We start from the raw sequence: 23089 nt of genomic DNA, 5'->3' as shown, positions 1-23089 counted from the left end.
CACCTTTGCTAAATTTGTTCCATCACAAACCGTCTTGTGGCCGCATCAATTTCCAAAATTTCCTCTAAGCTCGGTCGTGCAATGACATTGTGATGGTTCATTGCTTTTTCAATGAGGTCTTCCACTGTTAAGAAATCAATTCTCTTTTGTAAAAAGGCTTCAACAGCTACTTCATTCGCTGCGTTCATTACAGCTGGCATACTTCCACCTGCTTTTCCAGCTTCATACGCAAAACGTAAACAACGGAATCGTTCTTGGTCCATTTTCTCAAAATGCAACGTCCCTATTTCCCATAAGTTTAACTGTTTTGTGTCTGAAAGAGGCAATCTATCCGGATATGTAAGTGCGTATTGAATTGGTACTCGCATATCAGGTGAACCAAGCTGCGCCATTACACTACGATCTTCAAATTCAACCATAGAATGGATAATACTTTCTTTATGTAAAACAACATCGATTTGCTCATAAGGAATACCAAAAAGCCAATGTGCTTCAATTACTTCTAGTCCCTTATTCATCATTGTAGCAGAATCAATTGTAATTTTCGAACCCATTGACCAGTTTGGATGTCGAAGCGCATCTTCTACGGTCACATGATGCAATTCATCCCTCGTTTTATCGCGGAAACTTCCACCAGAAGCCGTTATAATAAGACGAGAAATTCTTTTTTCATTTTCACCATTCAAGCATTGAAAAATAGCCGAATGTTCACTATCAACTGGAAGTAACGAAACATTATGTTTTCGTGCTGCTTCCATTACAAGATGTCCTGCAGTTACTAACGTTTCTTTATTTGCAATTCCAATTGTTTTTTTCGCCTCAATTGCACGAAGTGTTGGTAACAACCCTACGCTACCTACAACAGCATTTACTACAATCTCCGCATCTGGATGTAGTGCTACTTCTAAAAGTCCTTCACTACCATATACAATTTTTGTATTACCAGAAACAGATTGTAATTTTAAAACATCTTCTTCTCTTTGCACAGAGACGATTTGCGGAGAAAATTCTTGAATTACCTTTACTGCGTAGTCAATATTTTTCCCTACAGAAAAAGCAACGAGACGGAATTGGTCTGGGTGCGAGCGTAATACATCTAAAGTTTGTGTACCAATTGATCCGCTTGCACCTAATAAACTAATGTTTTTCATGACTCCAACCCCTCGTTCATTTATTAATTATATTGTAATAAGAAGTAGAGAATTGGTAAAACGAATAACCAACTATCTGTTCGGTCTAATATACCACCATGCCCAGGTAAAATTGTACCTGAATCCTTTACGCCATAATGACGTTTAAAAGCAGATTGTACTAAATCACCAATTTGTCCAAAAATAGAAATAATAATTGTCAGCACAATTAAAATTACTACATTCGATTCGACTGGGAAGAACACGTTGTAAACAAGTGCCACAATAATTCCACAAACGATGCCCCCTAATGAACCTTCAATTGTTTTATTTGGACTGATTTCTGGCCACAATTTTCTCTTGCCCAATGCTTTTCCTACGAAATATGCGCCTGAATCAGTAGCCCATATAACAAATAATGCGCAAAATACATATTTAATTCCTAATATTCTCGTTTCATTTAAATATAAGAATCCCATTGCCACATATGTCGTTGCCATCAGTAAAAATGAAGCATTATCAAAAGTAAATGTATTCTTAGAAAGGACTGTATATGATAAAAGTAATAAAACAATCACAAATGTGATTTCCAATTTACCTAATCCAATCCATGTAAACAGTTCTGATGCACTACTTGGAATTAAAAGAATCCACAATAATACTGCAGCTAAAACTGTCGGTACTGAAATAAGCGTAAGCTTATTCATACGAATTAATTCATATAAACCTATAGAAGCAAGTGCATACACTAAAACCGTAAAAGGCACGCCACCGTATATTACGATGGGAATGAATAGCGCGGCAGCAACCACTCCAGTAATAATTCTCTGTTTCACTACCAAACCCTCTCTTTCTACACGCCTCCGAATCTGCGCCCTCTATGTTGAAAGTCAGTAATCGCATTTAGCAAATGTTCTTCTTTGAAGTCTGGCCAATACACGTCTGTAAACCAAAACTCCGAATATGCAATTTGCCATAACATGAAATTACTAATACGTAGCTCTCCGCTTGTTCGGATTAACAACTCTGGATCAGGTAAAGAACTCGTCATTAAGTAGGAGGAAAGCATTTCTTCACTTACCTCTTCAGAACGAATTTTTCCTTCCTCATTATCTTTCATCATATGTTGCACAGCAGAAACGATTTCATCTCGACTTCCATAGTTTAACGCGAAATTAAGAATTAATCCCGTATTCTCTTTCGTATCTTCCATGGCTTTCTCCATCGCTCTGCGTGTATGCGTAGGAAGACGATCTTTTTGCCCTATTACTCGGACTTGTACGTTTTCTTCAATCAATTCTGGTAAAAATGTACCTAGAAATTCTTCTGGAAGCTTCATTAAATAATCAACTTCCTTTTTCGGTCTTTTCCAGTTCTCAGTTGAAAAAGCATAAAGAGTTAACACTTTCACATTAAGTTTACTTGCAAATTTTGTAATTTTCTTTACAACTTGCATACCTTCATGATGTCCCGCAATACGAGGCATTGCTCTCCTCTTTGCCCATCTTCCATTCCCATCCATAATGATGGCAATATGTTCTGGGATATATCCTTTTTTCACTTCTTCAACGAGATGATCAAACGATGTGTCCTTTTTACCTTTAAAAAAAGGAAAGTTTTTAAACATCATTCATACCCTCCAGCAAGCAGACGTATGCCTAAAAGTGTAAAAAGACCCCCTTAAGAAGAGGGTCATAATTGCGAAGTTATCGCTATTACACTTCCATGATTTCTTTTTCTTTGTTTTTTGCGATTTCGTCAACTTTTGCAATATATTTATCTGTTTCTTTTTGGATATCTTCAGTATATCCTCTTAAATCATCTTCTGTAATCTCGCCAGCTTTTTCAAGCTTCTTAAGATCATCATTTCCGTCACGACGTACGTTACGAACAGCAACTTTAGCTTCTTCAGCATATTTTTTCACAACTTTTACAAGATCACGACGACGTTCTTCTGTTAATGCAGGGAATGCAATACGAATTACAGTTCCATCATTAGAAGGATTTAAGCCTAAATCTGCTTTTAAAATTGCTTTTTCAATATCACCGATAGAAGTTTTATCATAAGGTTGAATTACTAGTAAACGCGCTTCTGGAACTGTAATGTTCGCTAATTGCACAACTGGTGTTGGTGCACCATAGTAATCAACTTGTACCTTATCTAATACAGACGCGTTTGCACGGCCAGCACGAACTGTTGCTAATTCACGAGAATAAGCAGCAACTGCTTTTTCCATTTTTTCATTTGAAGACTTCAATACTTGTTGTCCCATATTTATTTCCCCCTTACCACTGTTCCGATATTTTCGCCTAAAACGGCACGTTTAATATTACCTTTTTCCATAACTGAGAATACAATTAATGGAATATCATTATCCATACATAGAGAAGAAGCTGTAGAATCCATTACACCTAAACCTTCTTTTAATACGTCTAAGTAAGTAAGCGTTTCATATTTCGTAGCTGTTGGATCAATAGATGGATCCGCATTATATACACCATCTACATTGTTTTTCGCCATTAAAATTACATCTGCTTCAATTTCTGCCGCACGTAATGCTGCTGTTGTATCTGTAGAGAAGTATGGGTTACCTGTACCTGCTGCAAAGATAACAACACGTTTTTTCTCTAAGTGACGAACTGCTTTACGACGAATGTAAGGTTCTGCAACTTGACGCATCTCAATTGAAGTTTGTACACGAGTTTGAATTCCGATATTCTCCAAGCTATCTTGAAGAGCTAATGAATTCATAACTGTCGCTAACATGCCCATGTAATCTGCCCCTGCACGATCCATGCCCATTTCACTTCCAATTTTCCCACGCCAAATGTTACCGCCACCAACAACAACAGCAACCTCTACATCAAGTTCTGCAATTTCTTTTACTTGTTCCGCAACTGACTTAATAACAGTTGGGTTAATTCCAAATCCTTGCTCTCCAGCTAAAGCTTCTCCACTTAGCTTTAAAACGACACGATTATATTTCGGTTTACTCATAATGAACCTCCAATTGCTTACATCTTTATTTTAAAAAAGGGAACACAATGTGTTCCCTAATCTGTATTAGTTGCTACCTTTTACTTGGTTCATTACTTCTTCAGCAAAGTTGTCTTCGCGTTTTTCGATACCTTCACCAACAGCGTAGCGAACGAATCCTTTTAATGTTCCGCCTTTAGACTCAACGAACTGACGAACTTTCATATCAGGGTTTTTAACGAATGCTTGGTCAAGTAAGCAAATCTCTTCGAAGAATTTGCCTAAACGGCCTTCAACCATTTTTGCAACGATTTTCTCAGGCTTGCCTTCGTTTAATGCTTGTTGTGTTAATACTTGACGCTCATGCTCAACTTCTTCAGCTGTTACAGCATCGCGGTCGATGTATTTAGGGTTAACTGCAGCGATGTGCATTGCAACATCTTTAGCAGCAGCTTCATCAGTAGAACCTTCAAGAACTGTTAATACACCAATGCGTCCACCCATGTGTAGGTAAGCGCCGAATGCATCTGCATCAGTTTTTGATACGATTTCGAAACGACGAAGTGTAAGTTTTTCACCAATTTTAGCGATTGCTTCGTTGATGTGCTCTTCAACTTTTTTACCGTTTTCCATTGTTTGAGCCATAGCTTCTTCAACGTTAGCTGGTTTGTTAGTTAATAAGTGAGCAGCTAATTCTTTAATTAGTGTTTGGAAACCTTCGTTTTTCGCAACGAAATCAGTTTCAGAGTTTAATTCTAAGATTAAAGCGTCGTTACCGTTTGTTTCGATGAAAGTTAAACCTTCAGCAGCAATGCGGTCAGCTTTTTTAGCAGCTTTCGCAATACCTTTTTCACGTAAGAAGTCAATTGCCTTCTCCATGTCGCCGTTAGTTTCTGTTAAAGCTTTTTTGCAGTCCATCATACCTGCGCCAGTTTTTTCACGTAATTCTTTTACCATTTGAGCAGTGATTGCCATACTTTTCATCCTCCTAAAATATGTATTTATACCTTTTATAAAGGTGTTTATACCTTAAAAAAGGTGATAAAAGGCCGAACCCCTTATCACCTTTCCAACTTTGTTACGCAGTAACAGTTTCTTCACCTTGTTTTGCTTCAAGGATCGCGTCTGCCATTTTAGATGTAAGAAGTTTTACAGCACGAATTGCATCATCGTTTGCTGGGATAACGTGATCGATTTCGTCTGGATCACAGTTTGTATCAACGATACCGATGATTGGAATGTGTAATTTGCGTGCTTCAGCAACTGCAATACGCTCTTTACGAGGGTCTACTACGAATAATGCACTTGGAAGACCTTTCATATCTTTAATACCGCCTAAGAATTTCTCAAGACGCTCTAACTCTTTTTTAAGTTGAACAACTTCTTTCTTAGGAAGTACTTCGAAAGTACCATCTTCTTGCATTCTTTCGATGTCTTTAAGACGCTTGATACGCTTTTGGATTGTTTGGAAGTTTGTTAAAGTTCCGCCTAACCAACGTTGGTTAACGAAGTACATACCAGCACGAGTTGCTTCTTCTTTAATAGCTTCTTGTGCTTGTTTTTTAGTACCTACGAATAAGATGTCTCCGCCTTCAGCAGCGATGTCGCGCATCGTTCTGTAAGCTTCCTCAACTTTTTTCACAGTTTTTTGTAAGTCGATGATGTAGATACCGTTACGCTCTGTGAAAATGTAACGCTTCATTTTTGGGTTCCAACGACGAGTTTGATGTCCGAAATGAACACCAGCTTCAAGCAATTGCTTCATAGAAATTACTGACATAATATAGTTCCTCCTAAATGGTTTTTGATATCCTCCGTTTACTTCATCTCTAAGCGAAACTACAAACGTAGCACCAACACTTAAATCAGTAAACGTGTGTACTTTGTACTGACACCACTGCTTACTATATCATACTGAAATATTACAATCAAGTCGAAAATGCGAACAATGTAAAACTTTCTTTGTTCATACTCGAATTCCAGTATTACCAACCTTCATTTCTTTTAAGCAAAAAAATAAATACAATTAATAGTTTTCTCAGAAAACACGCTTATGACACTTTTCACAAGCACCATCTATCCATTGCACATAAAAAACTCTCCTCAATCGAGGAGAGTTTTTTACAAATTAGTTTGTTTTTAATTTAGCAAGTTCCTGTAGAAACTTGTCGTTTAGCACTTTAATGTATGTTCCTTTCATACCTAAAGAACGAGACTCAATAACACCAGCACTTTCTAATTTACGTAGTGCATTTACGATTACAGAACGAGTAATTCCTACGCGATCAGCAATTTTACTTGCAACAAGTAAACCTTCTGTTCCATTTAATTCTTCGAAGATGTGCTCAATCGCTTCTAACTCACTGTAAGATAATGAGCTGATCGCCATTTGAACAACAGCTTTACTACGTGCTTCCTCTTCGATTTCTTCTGCTTTTTCACGTAAAATTTCCATACCTACAACAGTTGAGCTGTACTCAGCAAGGATTAAATCATCATCTAAGAACTCTTGACCAAGACGAGCTAATACTAATGTACCTAGACGCTCACCGCCACCAACGATTGGTACGATTGTAGTTAAACCTTGACCAAATAATTCTCTGTTTTCTACTGGGAATGCTGTGTAAGCACTGTTCACATCTAAGTTTGAAGATGTTTCTGTAATGTTGAATAAGCTTTGTGTATATTCTTCTGGGAATTGACGTTCTGCAAGCATTTGCTTCATGCGTTCGTTTTCGATTTGTTGGTGAATTGCATAACCTAGTAATTTACCACGACGGCTAACTACGAATACGTTTGCTTCGATTACTTCACACATTGTGTCAGACATTTCTCTAAAGTTTACAGGCTTCCCTGCTGCGCTCTGTAATAACGCATTTAATTTTCTCGTTTTTGCTAATAATTCCATTTCAAAAGTTCCTCCTACATGTTACTCACATATTTTTTCATCACTTGGAAACTAGGGCGAGTCACCTGATGACACTATTACAAAATAAACTGGCTCACATCTTTATTTTTAGCAATTGTTGCTAATTTCTCCTCAACGTATTGAGGTGTTATCGTTATTTTCTCTAACGTAATTTCAGATGCTTCAAACGATAAATCTTCAAGGAGCTTCTCCATAATCGTATGAAGTCTTCTTGCTCCAATATTATCTGTATCCTGATTAACTTGATAAGCAATCTCAGCAATCTTACGAATAGCTTCGTCTGAAAATTCAATTTCTATACCTTCAGTCGCTAATAATGCCATATATTGTTTAATTAACGCATTGTCAGGCTCGATTAGTATTTTAACAAAATCGTCTGTCGATAATTTTGTTAATTCTACTCGAATCGGAAATCTCCCTTGCAATTCCGGAATTAAATCCGACGGTTTAGACATATGGAACGCTCCAGCTGCAACGAATAAAATATAATCCGTTTTTACTGATCCGTATTTTGTCGCAACATTCGACCCTTCTACAATCGGCAAAATGTCACGTTGCACACCTTCACGTGATACATCTACGCTATTCGACTGCTTACCAGCAATTTTGTCAATTTCATCGATAAAAATAATCCCGAGCTGTTCAGCACGATAAACAGCCTCTTGTGTAACTTCATCCATATCAATTAAGCGCTGTGCCTCTTCATTTGTCAAGAGTTTTCTTGCTTCTTTTACAGAAAGTTTACGTTTTTTCGTTTTTTTCGGCATAAAACTTCCTAGCGCATCTTGGAAATTCATTCCCATTTGCTCCATGCCAGTTCCTTGTAACATATCAAACATGGAAGACTGTTGTTCAGTCACTTCAATCGATACAATTTCGTCTTCAAGAAGCCCTGCAGCAAGCTTTCTCTCCACATCTTGACGCTTCTTTTCGATTTCAACATCTTCTTGTGTATCAGACGTTTGATTCGAATTTTGAGTGCCTCCAAAAAGCATCTCTAATGGATTTTTGAATCCAGATTGTTTCTCTGGACTCGGCACTAAAATTTCAACAAGACGTTGATTCGCTTGCTCTTCGGCTTTATCTTGAACTTTCACTACCATTTCTTCTTTTACGATACGAACCGATGTTTCCACTAGGTCACGTACCATCGACTCTACATCTCTACCCACATATCCAACTTCTGTGAATTTTGTAGCCTCAACCTTAATAAAAGGTGCTCCAACGAGTTTCGCCATTCGTCGTGCTACCTCTGTTTTCCCAACACCTGTCGGTCCAATCATTAAGATATTTTTAGGTGCAATTTCGTCACGTAAATTTTCAGCTAATTTACTGCGACGATATCGATTTCTCAACGCTACAGCAACCGCTTTCTTTGCGTCTTTTTGACCGATGATGTATTGATCTAATTTTTCCACAATTTGGCGCGGAGTAAAATGTAAATGCATATAAAATGCCTCCCTTACGATTCTACAATTCTTCAACAATTATGTTGTGATTCGTATAAACACAAATATCGCCAGCAATCTCTAAACTCGCTTTCGCAATTTGCTTCGCTGTTAAGTGTTCACTTGCATATTGCTTTAAAGCACGACCTGCAGAAAGTGCATAATTCCCACCAGATCCAATTGCTAAAATACCATCATCCGGTTCAATTACTTCTCCTGTACCTGAAACAAGGAGCATAGTTGTTTTATCCATGACAATGAGCATTGCTTCTAGCTGACGTAACATTTTATCGCCACGCCATTGTTTGGCCATTTCAACAGCAGCACGCTGCAAGTTGCCATTATACTCTTCTAATTTCCCTTCAAACATTTCAAAAAGAGTAAATGCGTCAGCAACTGATCCTGCGAAACCAGCCAAAACTTTACCTTGGAAAAGTTTACGAACTTTACGAGCTGTATGTTTCATTACAACAGCATTTCCCATTGTCACTTGGCCATCTCCAGCCATTGCACATTCTCCATTATGATGAACTGCAAATATCGTTGTAGCGTGGAAATTTCCCATAGAAAAAACTCCTTTATTTGTTTTTATAGCTTTTAAAGCAATTTATGCCCGCGGGTGATGCTTCATGTAAACAGAACGCAATCTTTCTTTAGAGACATGCGTATAAATTTGTGTCGTCGACAAATTTTCATGGCCTAATAACTCCTGTACAGTACGTAAATCCGCCCCTTCATCTAGCATATGTGTAGCAAATGTATGCCTTAACATATGGGGACTTATCCGCATTGTCAGCGAAGCCTTTTTAATGAGTTCATTTAAAACATAACGAACTCCACGACTTGTTAGCGGTTTACCTTTCGCATTTAAAAATACCATATGAGAGTCTTCGTCAGTCTTATTAACTAACTGTTTTCTCCCATTCTCTATATAAGTAATTAAAGAATCTTGCGCATAGCTTCCGAACGGAATATACCTTTGTTTTTTTCCTTTTCCCATTACTAAAATTGTTCCCACCGCAAAGTCAATATCGGTAAGTTGTAAATTGACACATTCACTCACACGGATCCCAGTCGCATACATCAACTCTAACAAAGCTTGATTCCTTTGACCTAATGGTGTTTCTGTGTCAGAAACTTCAAATAATTCCTCTAACTCTTCAGCATATAAAAACTTTGGGATTGACAATTCTTTTTTGGGGAGTGACGCAAGTGCAAACGGATTATCCTTTCGATAACCTTCACGCATCAAAAAACGATATAAACTTCGTAAGCTTGATACTTTTCTTGCGACAGATTTACGGGCTAACTTCTCATCGTGCAACGTCGTTAAGTACAAACGAACATCCGCGTATGTAACGTCTAAAAAAGAGGATATGCCTTCTCGTTCCATAAATTGCACAAAATGTTCTAAATCATTTTGATAACTTGCAATTGTATATTTTGAATAATTTCTTTCAATTTGTAAATATCCAACGAATAATTGTAACAATTTCTTCACATTCACACAACTCACCTCAATAAAGGCTACTAAATCGTATCACAACTTAGTAGCCTTTGCAAGAAATTTAACTAAATATTTACAAAATTTCGAATCGTTTCTAAAGCGCGTGCTGCGTACGCTTCATTTCGTTCTGCTTTCTTTTTAATCTTCTTCTCTAACGGTGCAAATAGACCGAAGTTCGCATTCATCGGTTGGAAGTTTTTAGCGTTCGTTGCCGTAATGTAATTTGCCATGCTACCCATCGCAGTTACTGGCGGTAATACAACTGGCTCTTCACCTTGCACAAGACGCGCAGCATTAATTCCTGCTAATAATCCTGATGCTGCCGATTCAACATATCCCTCTACTCCAGTCATTTGACCAGCGAAGAATAAATCATCCCGTTGTTTATATTGATATGTTGGACGAAGCAAATTAGGTGAATTAATAAACGTATTACGATGCATTACACCATAACGTACAATCTCTGCATTTTCTAATCCTGGAATTAACTGTAACACTTCTTTTTGCGGTCCCCACTTTAAATGTGTTTGGAAACCTACGATATTGTATAAAGTTCCCGCTGCATCATCTTGACGTAACTGAACAACAGCATATGGCGTTTTCCCTGTTTTTGGATCTTCCAATCCAACAGGTTTCATAGGTCCAAATACTAACGTCTGTCTCCCTCTACTTGCCATAACCTCTACTGGCATACAACCTTCAAAGAAAATTTCTTTTTCAAACTCTTTTAAAGGCACTGTCTCAGCAGCAATTAGAGCCTCATAAAAACGATCAAACTCTTCTTCTGTCATTGGGCAATTTAAATATGCAGCTTCACCTTTGTCATAACGCGATTTTAAATATACTTTATTCATGTCAATGCTGTCTTTTTCTACGATTGGGGCTGCAGCATCATAGAAGTAGAAATAATCTTCTCCTGTTAATTCTTTCAATTTTGCAGAAAGATCAGGAGATGTTAATGGACCTGTAGCAATAATTGTCGGTCCCTCTGGAATATCTGTAATTTCTTCATTCATTACAGTTACATTTGGATGGTTCTTTACGTATTCTGTTACTTTAGCTGCGAACTCATGACGGTCTACAGCTAAAGCGCCTCCAGCTGGTACAGAGCACTCATCCGCCGCACGAATAATTACAGAATCCATTAAGCGCATTTCCTCTTTAATAACTCCAACTGCATTTGTTAAAGTGTTTGCACGAAGTGAGTTACTACATACTAATTCAGCGAATTTATCTGTGTGATGAGCTGGCGTTTGCCTTACCGGTCTCATTTCATATAATCTAACTTGGACACCACGTTTTGCAATTTGATAAGCTGCTTCACTTCCTGCAAGACCTGCGCCAATGACGTTTACTACTTGTGTTGTCATTTATATCACCTTTCCTTTTCTTCCCGAAAAAAATGTGAGCAGTTACGCTCACATTTGTTGTTCTTCTTCATAATCGCACGAAATACATTGTACTTGCACGCCTTTTTTCAACTTTTTCTCTACAAGCATGCCTTCGCACTTCGGACACTTACGACCAATTGGCTTATCCCAAGATACAAAGTCGCATTCCGGATACGTACCGCACCCATAGAAAAGACGTTTCTTTTTATTACTACGGCGTTCAATAATTTGACCCTTATCACACTTTGGACAAGTAACACCGATTTCTTTCACAATCGGCTTTGTATTACGACAATCTGGGAAATTCGAGCAAGCCATAAATTTCCCGTATTTACCCATTTTAAAGACCATTGGGTGATTACATAATTCACAATCTTCCCCAGCTGGTTCATCTTTAATTTCCACTTCACGCATTTCTTTTTCCGCTTTTTCTAAACGCGGTTCAAAACCTACGTAGAAATCATCAACAATTTTTACCCAATTCGCATTTCCTTCTTCTACTTCATCAAGGCTTTGCTCCATATTGGCAGTAAATTCAATGTTAATAATTTCTGGGAAAAACTCTAAAATAAGTTCAATTACTATTTCACCAAGTTCAGTCGGAACGAAGCGTTTATTATCCAAGCCTACATACCCACGCTTTTGAATCGTTTCAAGTGTAGGTACATATGTCGACGGTCTTCCAATTCCAAGTTCTTCAAGTGTTCTTACTAGGCGAGCCTCTGTATAGCGCGGAGGAGGTTGTGTAAAATGTTGCTTTGGTTCTAAATCCTTTGAAAATACAGTTTCCCCTACTTCTAAAGGCGGCAACATCTTATCCTTTTCTTCAGCACCATCATCTTTTGACTCTACATACACTTTCATAAATCCCGGGAACTTTACAACCGATCCACTTGCACGGAACTGAACATTGTTATTAATGAGTCTCGCTGTCACAGTATCCATTATAGCAGACGCCATTTGACTTGCAACAAATCGCTCCCAAATCAATTTATATAATCGAAGTTGATCACGACCTAAGAAACTTTTTAGTTCCTCTGGCTTTCTCATTACCGAAGTAGGACGAATTGCCTCATGCGCATCTTGTGCATTTGACTTTTTCGTTTCTTTCTTCTTTTCTGTTCCTATGTATTCCGTACCATACGCTTCAGTGATGTAAGTACGAGCCTCTGTTTGAGCTGTTTCTGAGATACGTGTTGAATCAGTTCTCATATACGTAATAAGACCTACAGTTCCTTGTTTTCCAAGATCTATCCCTTCATACAATTGCTGTGCAAGCATCATTGTTTTCTTTGCTCGCATGTTTAACTTACGGGCTGCTTCTTGTTGCAAGGAAGATGTTGTAAACGGTAATGCAGGGTTACGTTTTCGCTCTTTGCGCGTTACATTTTCAACTGAAAACGCATTGTCTTTCATCTGTTCAATTATTTCATTCACTTGCGTTTCATTTGTTAATTGAACTTTTTCACCATCTACACCGTAAAAGCTTGCTTCAAATGTGTCTTTTCCTTTTACAAATTCTGTTTTAATTGTCCAGAATTCTTCAGGTTCAAAGTTTTGAATTTCCCTTTCACGCTCGATGATTAAACGAACTGCTACAGATTGTACACGTCCTGCACTTAATCCTTTTTTTACTTTCTTCCATAATAAAGGACTAATATTGTAACCAACAAGACGATCAAGTATACGTCTTGCTTGTTGTGCATCCACTAAATCCATATTAATTGCACGAGGATGTTTAAATGATTCTTTGATCGCATCTTTCGTAATCTCATTAAACACAACCCGACAATCTGATTCAACGTCCACATTTAACGTATTCGCTAAATGCCAAGCAATCGCTTCCCCTTCACGGTCTGGATCGGCCGCGAGATAGACTTTCTTTGCTTTTTTGGCCGCTGATTTTAAATCTTTTAAGACGGGACCTTTACCACGAATGGTAATATACTTCGGGGTGAAGTTGTTCTTTACTTCTATCCCCATTTGACTTTTTGGCAAATCGCGAACATGTCCCATAGACGCGACAACTTTGTATTTTTTCCCTAAATATTTCTCAATGGTCTTCGCCTTAGAAGGCGACTCCACGATTACGAGGTAATCTGACATGCTAGTGCCTCCTTAAGAGGTGGATTCAAGTCTTCATTAATCTTATTGATTTCTCTTGTTTTTGTCAATCAAGAATGAATATACCATACAGTGCCAATCTACCATTTGTCAATAATTGTTTAATAAAAACATAAAAATATAAGGTTAATTTAAAATCTCTTCCAAGATATCTTCTGCATTTCTTACTAGTTTTGCTCCTTGCTGAATAAGATGATTCGTTCCCGATGCCCCCTCTATAAATATAGGTCCAGGAAGCGCAAATACCTCTCTACTTTGCTCTAACGCAAGGTCCGCAGTAATAAGTGTTCCACTTCTCGATTTCGCTTCTACAACTAAAACACCTTTACTTATACCACTAATAATCCGGTTTCTTTTTGGAAAATACCATTTTTTCGGTGCATAGTGCGGCGGATACTCTGTCAATAACAATATATATTCCTTCCACATTTCATATAAAGGTCTATTTTCTTTCGGATACATAAAAGACAATCCATGCCCTAATATCGCAATAGTCGGGCAATGATGCCTTACTGTAATCTCATGAGACATTGTATCTATCCCTTTTGCAAACCCACTGACAATAAGCCACTCTCTTTCTAATAAAGGGTGTAAAATAAACTTCAAACTCTCATGACCATATAATGATGGTTCTCTCGTTCCAACAACTGCTAATTTATTTACTTTATTCAGGAAATCTTTCTCTCCTTTTCCATATAAAACGAAGGGAGGGTCTTGTATTTCACGTAATAATTGCGGATAATTTTCATCCCATATCGTTATATAAAAAATACGATTTTTCTCTAAATAAGATATATATTGCGGAAGATTTGAACTTTGAAGAAATTTTACTAGTTCTGAAGATTTTTTCGAGGATATTCCAGTGTAGTGTTCCATTTGTTTTTCGTTAAAATTATATATGTTCTCTAATTCTGGATCGACATATAGTAGCCTCTCCATCGCTTTCCAATAATCTGCTAGCAAGTAATGAAGATGTAATAATCTCTCTCTTTTCATCTTGATTCTCCTTACCCATAATTTTTATTATGTAAACAGAAAAAGTCTAAAAAGACACCCTCAAGTAAGAAGGTGTCTTTCAACAGATTAATAGTTTTTACAAGTCTCAAATAAACCTTTTTCTTTTAAAACAGAGATTAGCGTTTCTCCCATAACTGCTGGAGTTTCAGCTACTTTAATGCCACAAGCTTCCATTGTTTTAATCTTTTCAGCAGCAGTTCCTTTACCGCCAGAAATGATTGCACCAGCATGGCCCATACGTTTGCCAGCAGGCGCTGTTTGACCACCAATGAAGCCTACAACAGGTTTTGTCATATTAGCTTTTACCCATTCAGCTGCCTCTTCTTCTGCTGTACCGCCGATTTCACCAATCATAATTACAGCATGTGTTTCTTCATCTTCATTAAATGCTTTTAAAGCATCAATAAAGTCTGTACCGTTAACAGGGTCTCCGCCGATACCTACAGCAGTAGATTGGCCAATACCTTCTTGTGTTAACTGATGTACAGCTTCATACGTTAATGTACCAGAGCGAGATACGATACCAACATGACCTTTTTTATGAATATATCCTGGCATAATACCAATCTTACATTCATCCGGTGTGATTACACCTGGGCAGTTTGGTCCAAGTAAACGTGTATGTTTACCCGCCATATATCTCTTTACGTTTACCATATCTAATACAGGAATCCCTTCAGTAATACATACTACTAAATCAATTTCTGCATCAACAGCTTCCATAATTGCATCTGCCGCAAAAGCGGGTGGAACGTATACAACTGAAGCGTTTGCGCCTGTTGCTTTCACTGCATCTTCTACTGTATCAAATACTGGTACACCTTCAATATCAGTGCCGCCCTTACCTGGTGTTACACCACCGACAATTTTCGTACCGTATTCAATCATTTGTTTTGTATGGAATAAACCTTGAGAACCTGTAATACCTTGAACAATAACTTTTGTATCTTTATTAACTAATACGCTCATTTTTCTCCCCCGCTTTCTATTAGCCCACTAGTGAAACAATTTTTTGTGCACCGTCTGCCATAGATTCTGCTGCAACAATATTTAAGCCAGACTCATTTAAAATTTTCTTACCTAGTTCTACGTTTGTACCTTCAAGACGTACAACTAAAGGTAACTCAAGACCTACTTGTTTCGTTGCTTCAATAACACCTTCTGCAATAACATCACACTTCATAATGCCACCAAAAATGTTAACAAAGATACCTTTTACATTTTTGTCAGAAAGGATAATTTTGAATGCTTCTGTAACTTTTTCTGCAGTTGCACCGCCACCAACATCTAAGAAGTTAGCTGGGTCACCGTGGTAATGTTTAATGATATCCATTGTAGCCATCGCTAAACCTGCACCATTAACCATACAACCGATATTTCCATCTAAAGGAATGTAGTTTAAGTCGTATTTTGAAGCTTCAATTTCTTTTGAATCCTCTTCATCAAGATCACGAAGCTCTAAAATGTCTTTATGGCGATATAATGCATTAGAATCAAAGTTTAATTTTGCATCTAATGCCATAACTTTACCTTCACCTGTTGTAACAAGTGGGTTAATCTCAGCAATAGAGCAATCTTTTTCGATAAACGCACGGTATAAGCCCATCATAAACTTCACAGCTTGTCCTACAAGCTCTTTTGGAATATTGATGTTAAATGCGATTCGGCGCGCTTGGAAACCTTGTAAGCCTACTGCTGGATCAATATATTCTTTAAAGATTTTTTCAGGTGTTTTTTCTGCTACTTCTTCAATTTCTGTTCCGCCTTCTTCAGACGCCATTAAAACAACTTGAGAAGTTGCACGATCTAAAACTAGACCTACATAATATTCTTTTTTAATATCGCAACCTTCTTCGATAAGTAAGCGTTTTACTTCCTTACCTTCAGGACCTGTTTGATGTGTCACAAGTGTAGTTCCTAAAATGCTTTCTGCATATGTACGAACTTCATCTAAATTTTTTGCAACTTTTACTCCGCCAGCTTTGCCGCGTCCACCAGCGTGAATTTGTGCTTTCACTACACATACATCTGTTCCTAATTCTTTCGCCGCTTCTACAGCTTCTTCTACTGTAAATGCAACCTTCCCGTTCGGAACGCTAACCCCATAGCTTCTAAGGACTGCCTTACCTTGGTACTCATGGATATTCATGGTCCCATCCTCCCCTGTTTTCCTGTTTTACTCGAAAAGTTTTTTAATGTTTAAAAAACATTACATTGCCATTGTATAAGATGATTGGCACGCTGTCTACAATAAAGTGTCAGAAAACTGAAATCGCTTTATTCTTTTTCGGAAATAGTAATGTTTATATGCCAAAATAAAAAAATAAGCTGTATATTTACAGCTTATTTTTGAATCATATCTTTAATTGGCGCGAATGACTTTCGGTGTTCATCTAATACTCCATGCACTTGAATTGCCTCTAAATGTTGCTTTGTGCCATATCCCATATGTTGCTCAAATCCATATTGAGGATACTTCTCTCCCAGTTCTTTCATCATACGATCTCTCGTTACTTTTGCGATAATGGATGCGGCTGAAATCGAAACACTTTTCGCATCACCTTTAATAATTGATGTTTGCGGAATTGGTGTAGGAAGTTTCATCGCATCAATTAATAAATGTTGGGGTGTACAAGATAAATTCGCAACTGCATCTAACATCGCTTGTTTCGTTGCTTGGTAAATATTAATGTCATCAATAACTTGCGGCGATACAATTCCTACTCCAATTGCAATTGCTTGTACTTTTATTTCATCATAAAAACGCTCACGTTTCGCTTCACTCAATTTTTTCGAATCATTTAACCCTGGAATATAAAAATCCTCAGGAAGAACGACAGCTGCCGTCACAACAGGCCCAGCCAATGGCCCGCGCCCTACTTCATCAATACCCGCGATATATGTGACCCCTTTTTCACGCAAAGCATTTTCATACTTGGACATCTCAAAAAACTTCTCTTTTTCTTTCTGTTCTAACTCTTTTTGTTTATACCACTTCAAAACGAGCTTTTGAACACCTTTTCGATCATCTTTCATTAACAGTTGAAAGCGATCATCTTCTTCATTCATAATTTCTTTCAATACATTTTCTGCTTCTTTTATCGTTATAGTTTGCATTTATACAAGCTCCTTTTTAAACATATCCAAAAAGAAAAGACGCACAAACGCACGTCTTATACTTCTTCTATTTTTTCCACATCTTCTACTTGCTCTGCAAACTCTTCCGGTGTTTCAAACGTCATTTTTCCAAGTTTGCCACCACGAAGCTCCCGAAGCACAAGCTCAGATGTCTTATCATAATCAATCATTCCGCCGCCCATTAAGCAGCCTCTATTTTTTCCAATTGCATCGAATAATTCCACAATATCTTCTGGAATCTCATTTAAATTATAGCGTTCTTTCAAGCGTTCTGGATAATGTTTCTCCATAAAACGTAATGCGTAAACAGCTACATCTTGTAAATTTAAAATTGAATCTTTAATTGCACCCGTTGTCGCTAAGCGAAGACCCACTAATTGATCTTCAAATTTAGGCCACAGAATACCTGGTGTATCTAACAATTCCATTTCCTTCCCAACTTTAATCCATTGTTGAGCTGTTGTCACACCTGGACGATCTCCTGTTTTAGCAATATTTTTCTTTGCTAATTTATTAATCAATGTAGATTTACCAACATTTGGTATACCTACAATTAATGCACGAATCGCTCTCGGTCTAATACCTTTTGCAACCATTTTATCAAATTTTTCTTTAACAAGCACTTTACAAGCTGCTGCAATTTCCTTCATACCTTGTCCAGCTTGCGCGTTAATTGAAATTGCCATATGGCCTTTTTCTTTAAAATATGCGATCCATTGTTTTGTTAAACGATCATCTGCCATATCCGCTTTATTTAAAACAACAAGCCTTGGCTTATGTGTAATGATTTCATCAATCATTGGGTTTCGAGATGATAATGGTAATCGAGCATCTACAAGTTCAATTACAACATCAATTAATTTTAATTTCTCCGTTACTTGGCGTCTAGCCTTCGCCATATGCCCTGGAAACCATTGAATTACCATGTTGCCACCTTCTTTTTCATTTATTTCACAATACGTGCGTCTTCTAACGGCCAATATAACATATTAGCTTTACCAATTACTTGATCCATTGAAATCGTACCGATTGAACGGCTATCTTTACTAAAACGACGATTATCACCTAAAACAAATAATTGATCTTTTGGAACGGTTTTCTTGCCTGTCATTTCTTCAAGATTAAAATCATATGTAAGCGGTCCGTCAGCAATTTGCTTTTTCTGCTTGTCTAAATACGGCTCCTCATAAGCCTTTCCGTTAATATACAGTTTATCATTACGATACTCTATTTCATCGCCTGGCAGGCCTATAATGCGCTTAATGTAATCTTTATCTTCTGTTGCTCGAAATACGATAATATCAAAGCGTTTTGGATCTCCAATGTGATAACCAATTTTATTCACAATCATTCGATCACGATCATGTAAAGTAGGTGCCATCGATACCCCGTCTACGAGAATTGGCGCAAAGAAAAACTGTCTAATAACACCAGCTAATACAACAGCAATCAAAATTGCTTTAATCCATTCCCAAAGTGAACTCTTCTCTTTTTTCATGCATTTCCCCTCCACGGTTATGTAAACTGCTCGTATTATACCAAAATTTCATATAGATTGGAAAAAGGGAGCTTGTGCATTTACAAGCTCCCATACATGTCTTATCGAATTTCTTTAATACGTGCTTTTTTACCGCGAAGGTTACGTAAGTAGTATAACTTAGCACGACGTACTTTACCACGGCGAAGTACTTCGATTTTCGCGATTCTTGGCGTGTGAACTGGGAATGTACGCTCAACACCTACACCGTAAGAAATCTTACGAACTGTGAATGTTTCACTGATTCCGCCACCACGACGTTTAATTACAACACCTTCGAAAAGCTGAATTCTTTCACGAGTTCCCTCAACAACTTTTACGTGTACACGTAAAGTGTCACCAGGACGGAATGAAGGAAGGTCAGTTTTTAATTGGCCTTTTGTAATTTCTGCGATTAATTGTTGCATATTAAATTCTCTCCTTTAAACAGATGCTCTTATAAAGTCTTAATAAATTACAGCGGAACATCGTTAATACGGCTACTGATTTCAGTAGCACAAATGTTATAATAGCATATTACTAGGCCTGTTGCAATAGCAAATATATGAAGTTATTACTGCTCTCGCTTTATTTCCTCAAGCCATTTTTTCTCTTGTTTAGATAGCTCTCTCTCATCTAATAAATCAGGTCTACGCGTATACGTTCGGCGCAAAGATTCCTTATGTCGCCATTCATCAATGTTTTTATGATTCCCTGACATTAATACATCCGGTACCTTCATACCACGAAAATCAGCTGGACGTGTATAATGAGGATGCTCTAATAAACCTGTACTAAACGAATCCTCTACTTGTGAAGCATGATTTCCTAGCACACCTGGCAAGAGACGTACCACACTATCAGTAATAACCATAGAGGCTAATTCTCCGCCCGTTAATACATAGTCACCAATAGAAATCTCATCCGTTACGAGATGCTCACGAATTCGTTCGTCATATCCTTCATAATGCCCACATACGAAGATTAAATGTTCTTCCCCTGCAAGCTCTTCCGCTTTCTTCTGCGTAAATCTTTCGCCCTGCGGACACATTAAGACAACTCTCGGCTTACGCTCTGTCTCTTTCGTCAAATCCTCTACAGCATCAAAAATAGGCTGAGGAGTAAGCACCATACCAGCTCCTCCGCCGTAAGGATAATCGTCTACGCTATTATGCTTACTTGTTGTATAATCACGAAAGTTAACAACACGAAGGTTTACCGCTTCTTTTTCTTGCGCCTTCTTTAATATAGAAGATCCAAATACACCGGTAAACATGTCTGGGAACAACGTTAAAATATCAATTTTCATTATAGCAGCCCTTCCATTACATGAATGGTTACTAATTTATTTTCAATATTAACTTGAAGTACAACATCATCGATATAAGGAATTAAGAGATCTTGACCCTTCGGGCGTTTAATTACCCAAACATCATTTGCACCAGGAGATAGAATCTCTTTGATTGTCCCTAGCGCTTCTCCTTCTTCCGTTACAACACTGCAACCAATAATTTCATGATAGTAGTATTCACCTTCAGCAAGTTCGCCTAACTGCTCTTCTGGTACTTTTATTAAAGAACCTTTAAACTTCTCTACTTCATCTACATTGTTATATCCTTCAAATGTTAATAAATCGAATGTCTTATGTTGGCGATGAGAAGTTACCTTCACCGGAAGATAGTCTGTGCCTTTCTCATTCGATATGTATAGCGTGTTTCCTACTTTATATCGCTCTTCTGGAAAATCAGTACGAGAAATAACACGGATTTCTCCTCTTACGCCATGAGTATTTACAATTTTCCCTACGTTAAACCATTTTGTCATAAATAGTATGTCACCCCTGGTTTCTATATAAATTAAGCATCTCCATTTCGCAGATGGAACATGCAATCTCTATTTAAATGTTAAAAAAGGGAGAGGAATAACTCCTCGCCCTTTTTACGTTTATTGAATTTCCAGTGTTACTTTTTCATCATTATGATGTCCCACTGAATACAAGAGCATTCGAATCGCTTTCGCAACTCTCCCTTGCTTTCCAATGACTTTTCCAACATCCTCAGGATGTACAGTTAATCGATACTTTATCTCTCCGTTGCAAAGTTCCTGTGTAACTTTTACATCTTCAGGATAATCGACAAGAGGCTTGACAATCGTCTCGACTAACTTCTTCATAGTCATTGCCTCAATTACTTACCTTGTTTAGATAAGTGGAATTTCTCCATGATACCTTGGTTAGAGAATAAGTTACGAACTGTATCAGATGGTTTAGCACCATTTCCTAACCATTTTAATGCTGCTTCTTCGTTGATCTTAACTTCAGCTGGTTGAGCAACTGGATTGTAAGTTCCGATTTCCTCAATGAAACGTCCGTCACGAGGAGAACGAGAATCTGCAACAACTACACGATAGAAAGGAGTTTTTTTAGCTCCCATACGTTTTAAACGAATTTTAACTGCCATTTATAAAGCACCTCCGAATTTATTTCACACAGATAATTATATTAGCAAAAAGACTATTGCTTTGTAAAGTATTTTTTCTTAACAGAGCCATCTTTTTTTCCTTACATGAATGGAAACTTCAATCCACCTAGTCCTTTTTTCTTACCTTTTTGCATTCCCGTCATCGTCTTCATCATTTTTTTCATGTCATCGAATTGCTTAATTAGACGATTGATTTCTTGTACAGTTGTACCGCTACCTTTGGCAATGCGCTTTTTGCGACTAGCATTGATTATTTCCGGTTGTTCTCGTTCTAATTTAGTCATAGAACGAATAATTGCCTCAATATGCCCAATTTGTTTTTCATCAACTTGCGCATTTTTCAGCCCTTTAATTTTATTTGCACCAGGAAGCATTCCTAACAATTCATCAAGCGGCCCAAGTTGGCGCACTTGTCCAAGTTGTTCTAGGAAATCGTCAAGCGTAAACGAAAGCGTACGCATTTTTTGCTCAAGTTCTTTTGCTTTCTCTTCATCAACTGTAGCTTGCGCTTTTTCAATTAACGTTAAGACATCGCCCATCCCTAAAATACGGGATGCCATACGCTCTGGATGGAACGCTTCAATTGCATCTAGTTTTTCACCCATACCAGCAAATTTAATCGGCGTGTTTGTTACAGCCTTAATAGATAATGCAGCACCACCGCGCGTATCACCATCTAATTTCGTTAATACAACACCTGTTAAACCTAACTGTTCATGGAAACTTTGTGCAACATTTACCGCGTCTTGCCCCGTCATCGCATCGACAACAAGGAAAATTTCATCCGGTTTCGCAACTTCTTTCACTTTCGCTAATTCATCCATTAATTCTTCATCAATATGCAGGCGACCCGCTGTATCGATTAAAACATAATCGTGATGATCTTCTTTTGCTTTTGCAATCGCTTGTTTCGCAATTTCAACAGGACTTACTTGATCTCCTAAAGAAAATACAGGCATGTCCAATTGCTTCCCTAATGTTTCAAGCTGTTTAATCGCTGCTGGACGGTAAATATCCGCTGCAACAAGCATCGGTTTACGATTATGCTTTTTACGAAGCAAATTCGCAAGCTTACCTGTCGTCGTTGTTTTACCCGCACCTTGCAGACCAACCATCATAATAACAGTCGGTGGCTTATTAGCAACAGCAATTTTGCTTTGCTCTCCGCCCATAAGTTCTGTAAGTTCTTCCTGTACAACTTTAATTACTTGTTGTCCAGGTGTCAAACTTTTCATTACATCTTGTCCGACAGCACGTTCAGACACACGCTTCACAAAATCTTTTACTACTTTAAAGTTAACATCCGCTTCTAAAAGAGCTAGACGAACTTCTCTCATCATTTCTTTCACATCGGCTTCAGAAACTTTTCCTTTGCCGCGGATTTTTTGCATTGTCTGTTGAAGTCGGTCGGCTAATCCTTCAAATGCCATAT

Annotated in this window: 25 protein-coding genes; all 25 read right to left on the bottom strand. The window is 37.8% G+C overall.

Features of this window, described 5'->3' with window-relative positions; genetic code table 11:
* Positions 1-8: 8 nt before the first annotated feature.
* Positions 9-1151: a 1-deoxy-D-xylulose-5-phosphate reductoisomerase gene (dxr, locus tag B9A45_RS10310; RefSeq protein ID WP_000790372.1), complete on the bottom strand. Its 1143-nt coding sequence runs from the start codon at positions 1149-1151 to the stop codon at positions 9-11.
* Between the two features lie 23 nt (positions 1152-1174).
* The gene (gene cdsA, locus B9A45_RS10305) at positions 1175-1966 is read right to left on the bottom strand and encodes a phosphatidate cytidylyltransferase (protein WP_000813592.1); all 792 of its coding nucleotides are present in this window, start codon (positions 1964-1966) and stop codon (positions 1175-1177) included.
* Positions 1967-1983: 17 nt separating this feature from the next.
* On the bottom strand, positions 1984-2760 hold the full coding sequence (gene uppS, locus B9A45_RS10300) for an isoprenyl transferase (protein WP_000971296.1): 777 nt from the start codon (positions 2758-2760) through the stop codon (positions 1984-1986).
* A gap of 85 nt (positions 2761-2845) precedes the next feature.
* Positions 2846-3403 carry a ribosome recycling factor gene (gene frr, locus B9A45_RS10295; protein ID WP_000531501.1) on the bottom strand — a complete coding sequence of 186 codons (558 nt, stop codon included), beginning with the start codon at positions 3401-3403 and terminating at the stop codon, positions 2846-2848.
* Between the two features lie 2 nt (positions 3404-3405).
* A complete protein-coding gene (pyrH, locus tag B9A45_RS10290; protein WP_000042668.1) occupies positions 3406-4128 on the bottom strand; it encodes a UMP kinase in 723 nt (240 codons plus the stop codon).
* A 66-nt stretch (positions 4129-4194) separates the two neighbouring features.
* The gene (gene tsf, locus B9A45_RS10285) at positions 4195-5082 is read right to left on the bottom strand and encodes a translation elongation factor Ts (protein ID WP_001018578.1); all 888 of its coding nucleotides are present in this window, start codon (positions 5080-5082) and stop codon (positions 4195-4197) included.
* A 103-nt stretch (positions 5083-5185) separates the two neighbouring features.
* The gene (rpsB, locus tag B9A45_RS10280; protein WP_000111485.1) at positions 5186-5887 is read right to left on the bottom strand and encodes a 30S ribosomal protein S2; all 702 of its coding nucleotides are present in this window, start codon (positions 5885-5887) and stop codon (positions 5186-5188) included.
* A 348-nt stretch (positions 5888-6235) separates the two neighbouring features.
* Positions 6236-7015 (bottom strand): GTP-sensing pleiotropic transcriptional regulator CodY, encoded by a 780-nt coding sequence (gene codY / locus B9A45_RS10275; RefSeq protein WP_000421290.1) that lies wholly within the window; start codon positions 7013-7015, stop codon positions 6236-6238.
* Positions 7016-7092: 77 nt separating this feature from the next.
* Positions 7093-8484 carry an ATP-dependent protease ATPase subunit HslU gene (gene hslU, locus B9A45_RS10270; protein WP_000550087.1) on the bottom strand — a complete coding sequence of 464 codons (1392 nt, stop codon included), beginning with the start codon at positions 8482-8484 and terminating at the stop codon, positions 7093-7095.
* A gap of 22 nt (positions 8485-8506) precedes the next feature.
* Entirely contained in the window at positions 8507-9049 is a 543-nt protein-coding gene (gene hslV, locus B9A45_RS10265) for an ATP-dependent protease proteolytic subunit HslV (protein ID WP_000526272.1), read from the bottom strand.
* Between the two features lie 42 nt (positions 9050-9091).
* A complete protein-coding gene (gene xerC / locus B9A45_RS10260; protein WP_001101241.1) occupies positions 9092-9991 on the bottom strand; it encodes a tyrosine recombinase XerC in 900 nt (299 codons plus the stop codon).
* A 65-nt stretch (positions 9992-10056) separates the two neighbouring features.
* Positions 10057-11361, bottom strand: a complete 1305-nt coding sequence (trmFO, locus tag B9A45_RS10255) for an FADH(2)-oxidizing methylenetetrahydrofolate--tRNA-(uracil(54)-C(5))-methyltransferase TrmFO (RefSeq protein ID WP_000213002.1) — start codon at positions 11359-11361, stop codon at positions 10057-10059.
* A 48-nt stretch (positions 11362-11409) separates the two neighbouring features.
* The gene (gene topA, locus B9A45_RS10250; protein ID WP_001286963.1) at positions 11410-13488 is read right to left on the bottom strand and encodes a type I DNA topoisomerase; all 2079 of its coding nucleotides are present in this window, start codon (positions 13486-13488) and stop codon (positions 11410-11412) included.
* Positions 13489-13632: 144 nt separating this feature from the next.
* Entirely contained in the window at positions 13633-14502 is an 870-nt protein-coding gene (gene dprA, locus B9A45_RS10245) for a DNA-processing protein DprA (protein WP_000818039.1), read from the bottom strand.
* 87 nt (positions 14503-14589) lie between these two features.
* Positions 14590-15492, bottom strand: coding sequence for a succinate--CoA ligase subunit alpha (gene sucD / locus B9A45_RS10240; RefSeq protein ID WP_000115178.1), 903 nt, complete (start codon positions 15490-15492; stop codon positions 14590-14592).
* Between the two features lie 19 nt (positions 15493-15511).
* Positions 15512-16672: an ADP-forming succinate--CoA ligase subunit beta gene (gene sucC, locus B9A45_RS10235; RefSeq protein WP_001020791.1), complete on the bottom strand. Its 1161-nt coding sequence runs from the start codon at positions 16670-16672 to the stop codon at positions 15512-15514.
* Positions 16673-16866: 194 nt separating this feature from the next.
* On the bottom strand, positions 16867-17640 hold the full coding sequence (locus B9A45_RS10230) for a ribonuclease HII (protein WP_001193513.1): 774 nt from the start codon (positions 17638-17640) through the stop codon (positions 16867-16869).
* Positions 17641-17696: 56 nt separating this feature from the next.
* Positions 17697-18587, bottom strand: coding sequence for a ribosome biogenesis GTPase YlqF (ylqF, locus tag B9A45_RS10225; RefSeq protein WP_000236702.1), 891 nt, complete (start codon positions 18585-18587; stop codon positions 17697-17699).
* Positions 18588-18607: 20 nt separating this feature from the next.
* Positions 18608-19159, bottom strand: coding sequence for a signal peptidase I (gene lepB, locus B9A45_RS10220; protein WP_000711851.1), 552 nt, complete (start codon positions 19157-19159; stop codon positions 18608-18610).
* Positions 19160-19260: 101 nt separating this feature from the next.
* Positions 19261-19605: a 50S ribosomal protein L19 gene (rplS, locus tag B9A45_RS10215; protein WP_001186516.1), complete on the bottom strand. Its 345-nt coding sequence runs from the start codon at positions 19603-19605 to the stop codon at positions 19261-19263.
* Between the two features lie 146 nt (positions 19606-19751).
* A complete protein-coding gene (gene trmD / locus B9A45_RS10210; RefSeq protein WP_000686903.1) occupies positions 19752-20486 on the bottom strand; it encodes a tRNA (guanosine(37)-N1)-methyltransferase TrmD in 735 nt (244 codons plus the stop codon).
* Positions 20486-21001, bottom strand: a complete 516-nt coding sequence (gene rimM / locus B9A45_RS10205) for a ribosome maturation factor RimM (RefSeq protein WP_000170278.1) — start codon at positions 20999-21001, stop codon at positions 20486-20488. The genes trmD and rimM overlap by 1 nt, the downstream gene beginning before the upstream one ends.
* A gap of 120 nt (positions 21002-21121) precedes the next feature.
* Positions 21122-21349, bottom strand: a complete 228-nt coding sequence (locus tag B9A45_RS10200; protein ID WP_000737401.1) for a KH domain-containing protein — start codon at positions 21347-21349, stop codon at positions 21122-21124.
* Between the two features lie 14 nt (positions 21350-21363).
* Positions 21364-21636: a 30S ribosomal protein S16 gene (rpsP, locus tag B9A45_RS10195; RefSeq protein WP_000268750.1), complete on the bottom strand. Its 273-nt coding sequence runs from the start codon at positions 21634-21636 to the stop codon at positions 21364-21366.
* Between the two features lie 101 nt (positions 21637-21737).
* Positions 21738-23087 (bottom strand): signal recognition particle protein, encoded by a 1350-nt coding sequence (gene ffh, locus B9A45_RS10190; RefSeq protein WP_000863460.1) that lies wholly within the window; start codon positions 23085-23087, stop codon positions 21738-21740.
* Between the last annotated feature and the right edge of the window lie 2 nt (positions 23088-23089).

It is taken from the genome of Bacillus sp. JKS001846 (genome assembly GCF_900176455.1).
GTDB classification, from domain to species: Bacteria; Bacillota; Bacilli; order Bacillales; family Bacillaceae_G; genus Bacillus_A; species Bacillus_A cereus.
This window is presented reverse-complemented; position numbering and strand designations above follow the sequence as displayed.

Bases quoted from the DNA above. Each gene is read 5' to 3' on its own strand.
- pyrH (WP_000042668.1), bottom strand. From the start codon at position 4,128: ATGAGTAAACCGAAATATAATCGTGTCGTTTTAAAGCTAAGTGGAGAA.
- rpsP (WP_000268750.1), bottom strand. From the start codon at position 21,636: ATGGCAGTTAAAATTCGTTTAAAACGTATGGGAGCTAAAAAAACTCCT.
- uppS (WP_000971296.1), bottom strand. From the start codon at position 2,760: ATGATGTTTAAAAACTTTCCTTTTTTTAAAGGTAAAAAGGACACATCG.
- dxr (WP_000790372.1), bottom strand. From the start codon at position 1,151: ATGAAAAACATTAGTTTATTAGGTGCAAGCGGATCAATTGGTACACAA.
- B9A45_RS10200 (WP_000737401.1), bottom strand. From the start codon at position 21,349: ATGAAGAAGTTAGTCGAGACGATTGTCAAGCCTCTTGTCGATTATCCT.
- lepB (WP_000711851.1), bottom strand. From the start codon at position 19,159: ATGAAAAAAGAGAAGAGTTCACTTTGGGAATGGATTAAAGCAATTTTG.
- topA (WP_001286963.1), bottom strand. From the start codon at position 13,488: ATGTCAGATTACCTCGTAATCGTGGAGTCGCCTTCTAAGGCGAAGACC.
- tsf (WP_001018578.1), bottom strand. From the start codon at position 5,082: ATGGCAATCACTGCTCAAATGGTAAAAGAATTACGTGAAAAAACTGGC.
- ylqF (WP_000236702.1), bottom strand. From the start codon at position 18,587: ATGGTAATTCAATGGTTTCCAGGGCATATGGCGAAGGCTAGACGCCAA.
- sucD (WP_000115178.1), bottom strand. From the start codon at position 15,492: ATGAGCGTATTAGTTAATAAAGATACAAAAGTTATTGTTCAAGGTATT.
- trmFO (WP_000213002.1), bottom strand. From the start codon at position 11,361: ATGACAACACAAGTAGTAAACGTCATTGGCGCAGGTCTTGCAGGAAGT.
- dprA (WP_000818039.1), bottom strand. From the start codon at position 14,502: ATGAAAAGAGAGAGATTATTACATCTTCATTACTTGCTAGCAGATTAT.
- ffh (WP_000863460.1), bottom strand. From the start codon at position 23,087: ATGGCATTTGAAGGATTAGCCGACCGACTTCAACAGACAATGCAAAAA.
- hslU (WP_000550087.1), bottom strand. From the start codon at position 8,484: ATGCATTTACATTTTACTCCGCGCCAAATTGTGGAAAAATTAGATCAA.
- trmD (WP_000686903.1), bottom strand. From the start codon at position 20,486: ATGAAAATTGATATTTTAACGTTGTTCCCAGACATGTTTACCGGTGTA.
- rimM (WP_000170278.1), bottom strand. From the start codon at position 21,001: ATGACAAAATGGTTTAACGTAGGGAAAATTGTAAATACTCATGGCGTA.
- hslV (WP_000526272.1), bottom strand. From the start codon at position 9,049: ATGGGAAATTTCCACGCTACAACGATATTTGCAGTTCATCATAATGGA.
- B9A45_RS10230 (WP_001193513.1), bottom strand. From the start codon at position 17,640: ATGCAAACTATAACGATAAAAGAAGCAGAAAATGTATTGAAAGAAATT.
- sucC (WP_001020791.1), bottom strand. From the start codon at position 16,672: ATGAATATCCATGAGTACCAAGGTAAGGCAGTCCTTAGAAGCTATGGG.
- rplS (WP_001186516.1), bottom strand. From the start codon at position 19,605: ATGCAACAATTAATCGCAGAAATTACAAAAGGCCAATTAAAAACTGAC.
- rpsB (WP_000111485.1), bottom strand. From the start codon at position 5,887: ATGTCAGTAATTTCTATGAAGCAATTGCTTGAAGCTGGTGTTCATTTC.
- codY (WP_000421290.1), bottom strand. From the start codon at position 7,015: ATGGAATTATTAGCAAAAACGAGAAAATTAAATGCGTTATTACAGAGC.
- frr (WP_000531501.1), bottom strand. From the start codon at position 3,403: ATGGGACAACAAGTATTGAAGTCTTCAAATGAAAAAATGGAAAAAGCA.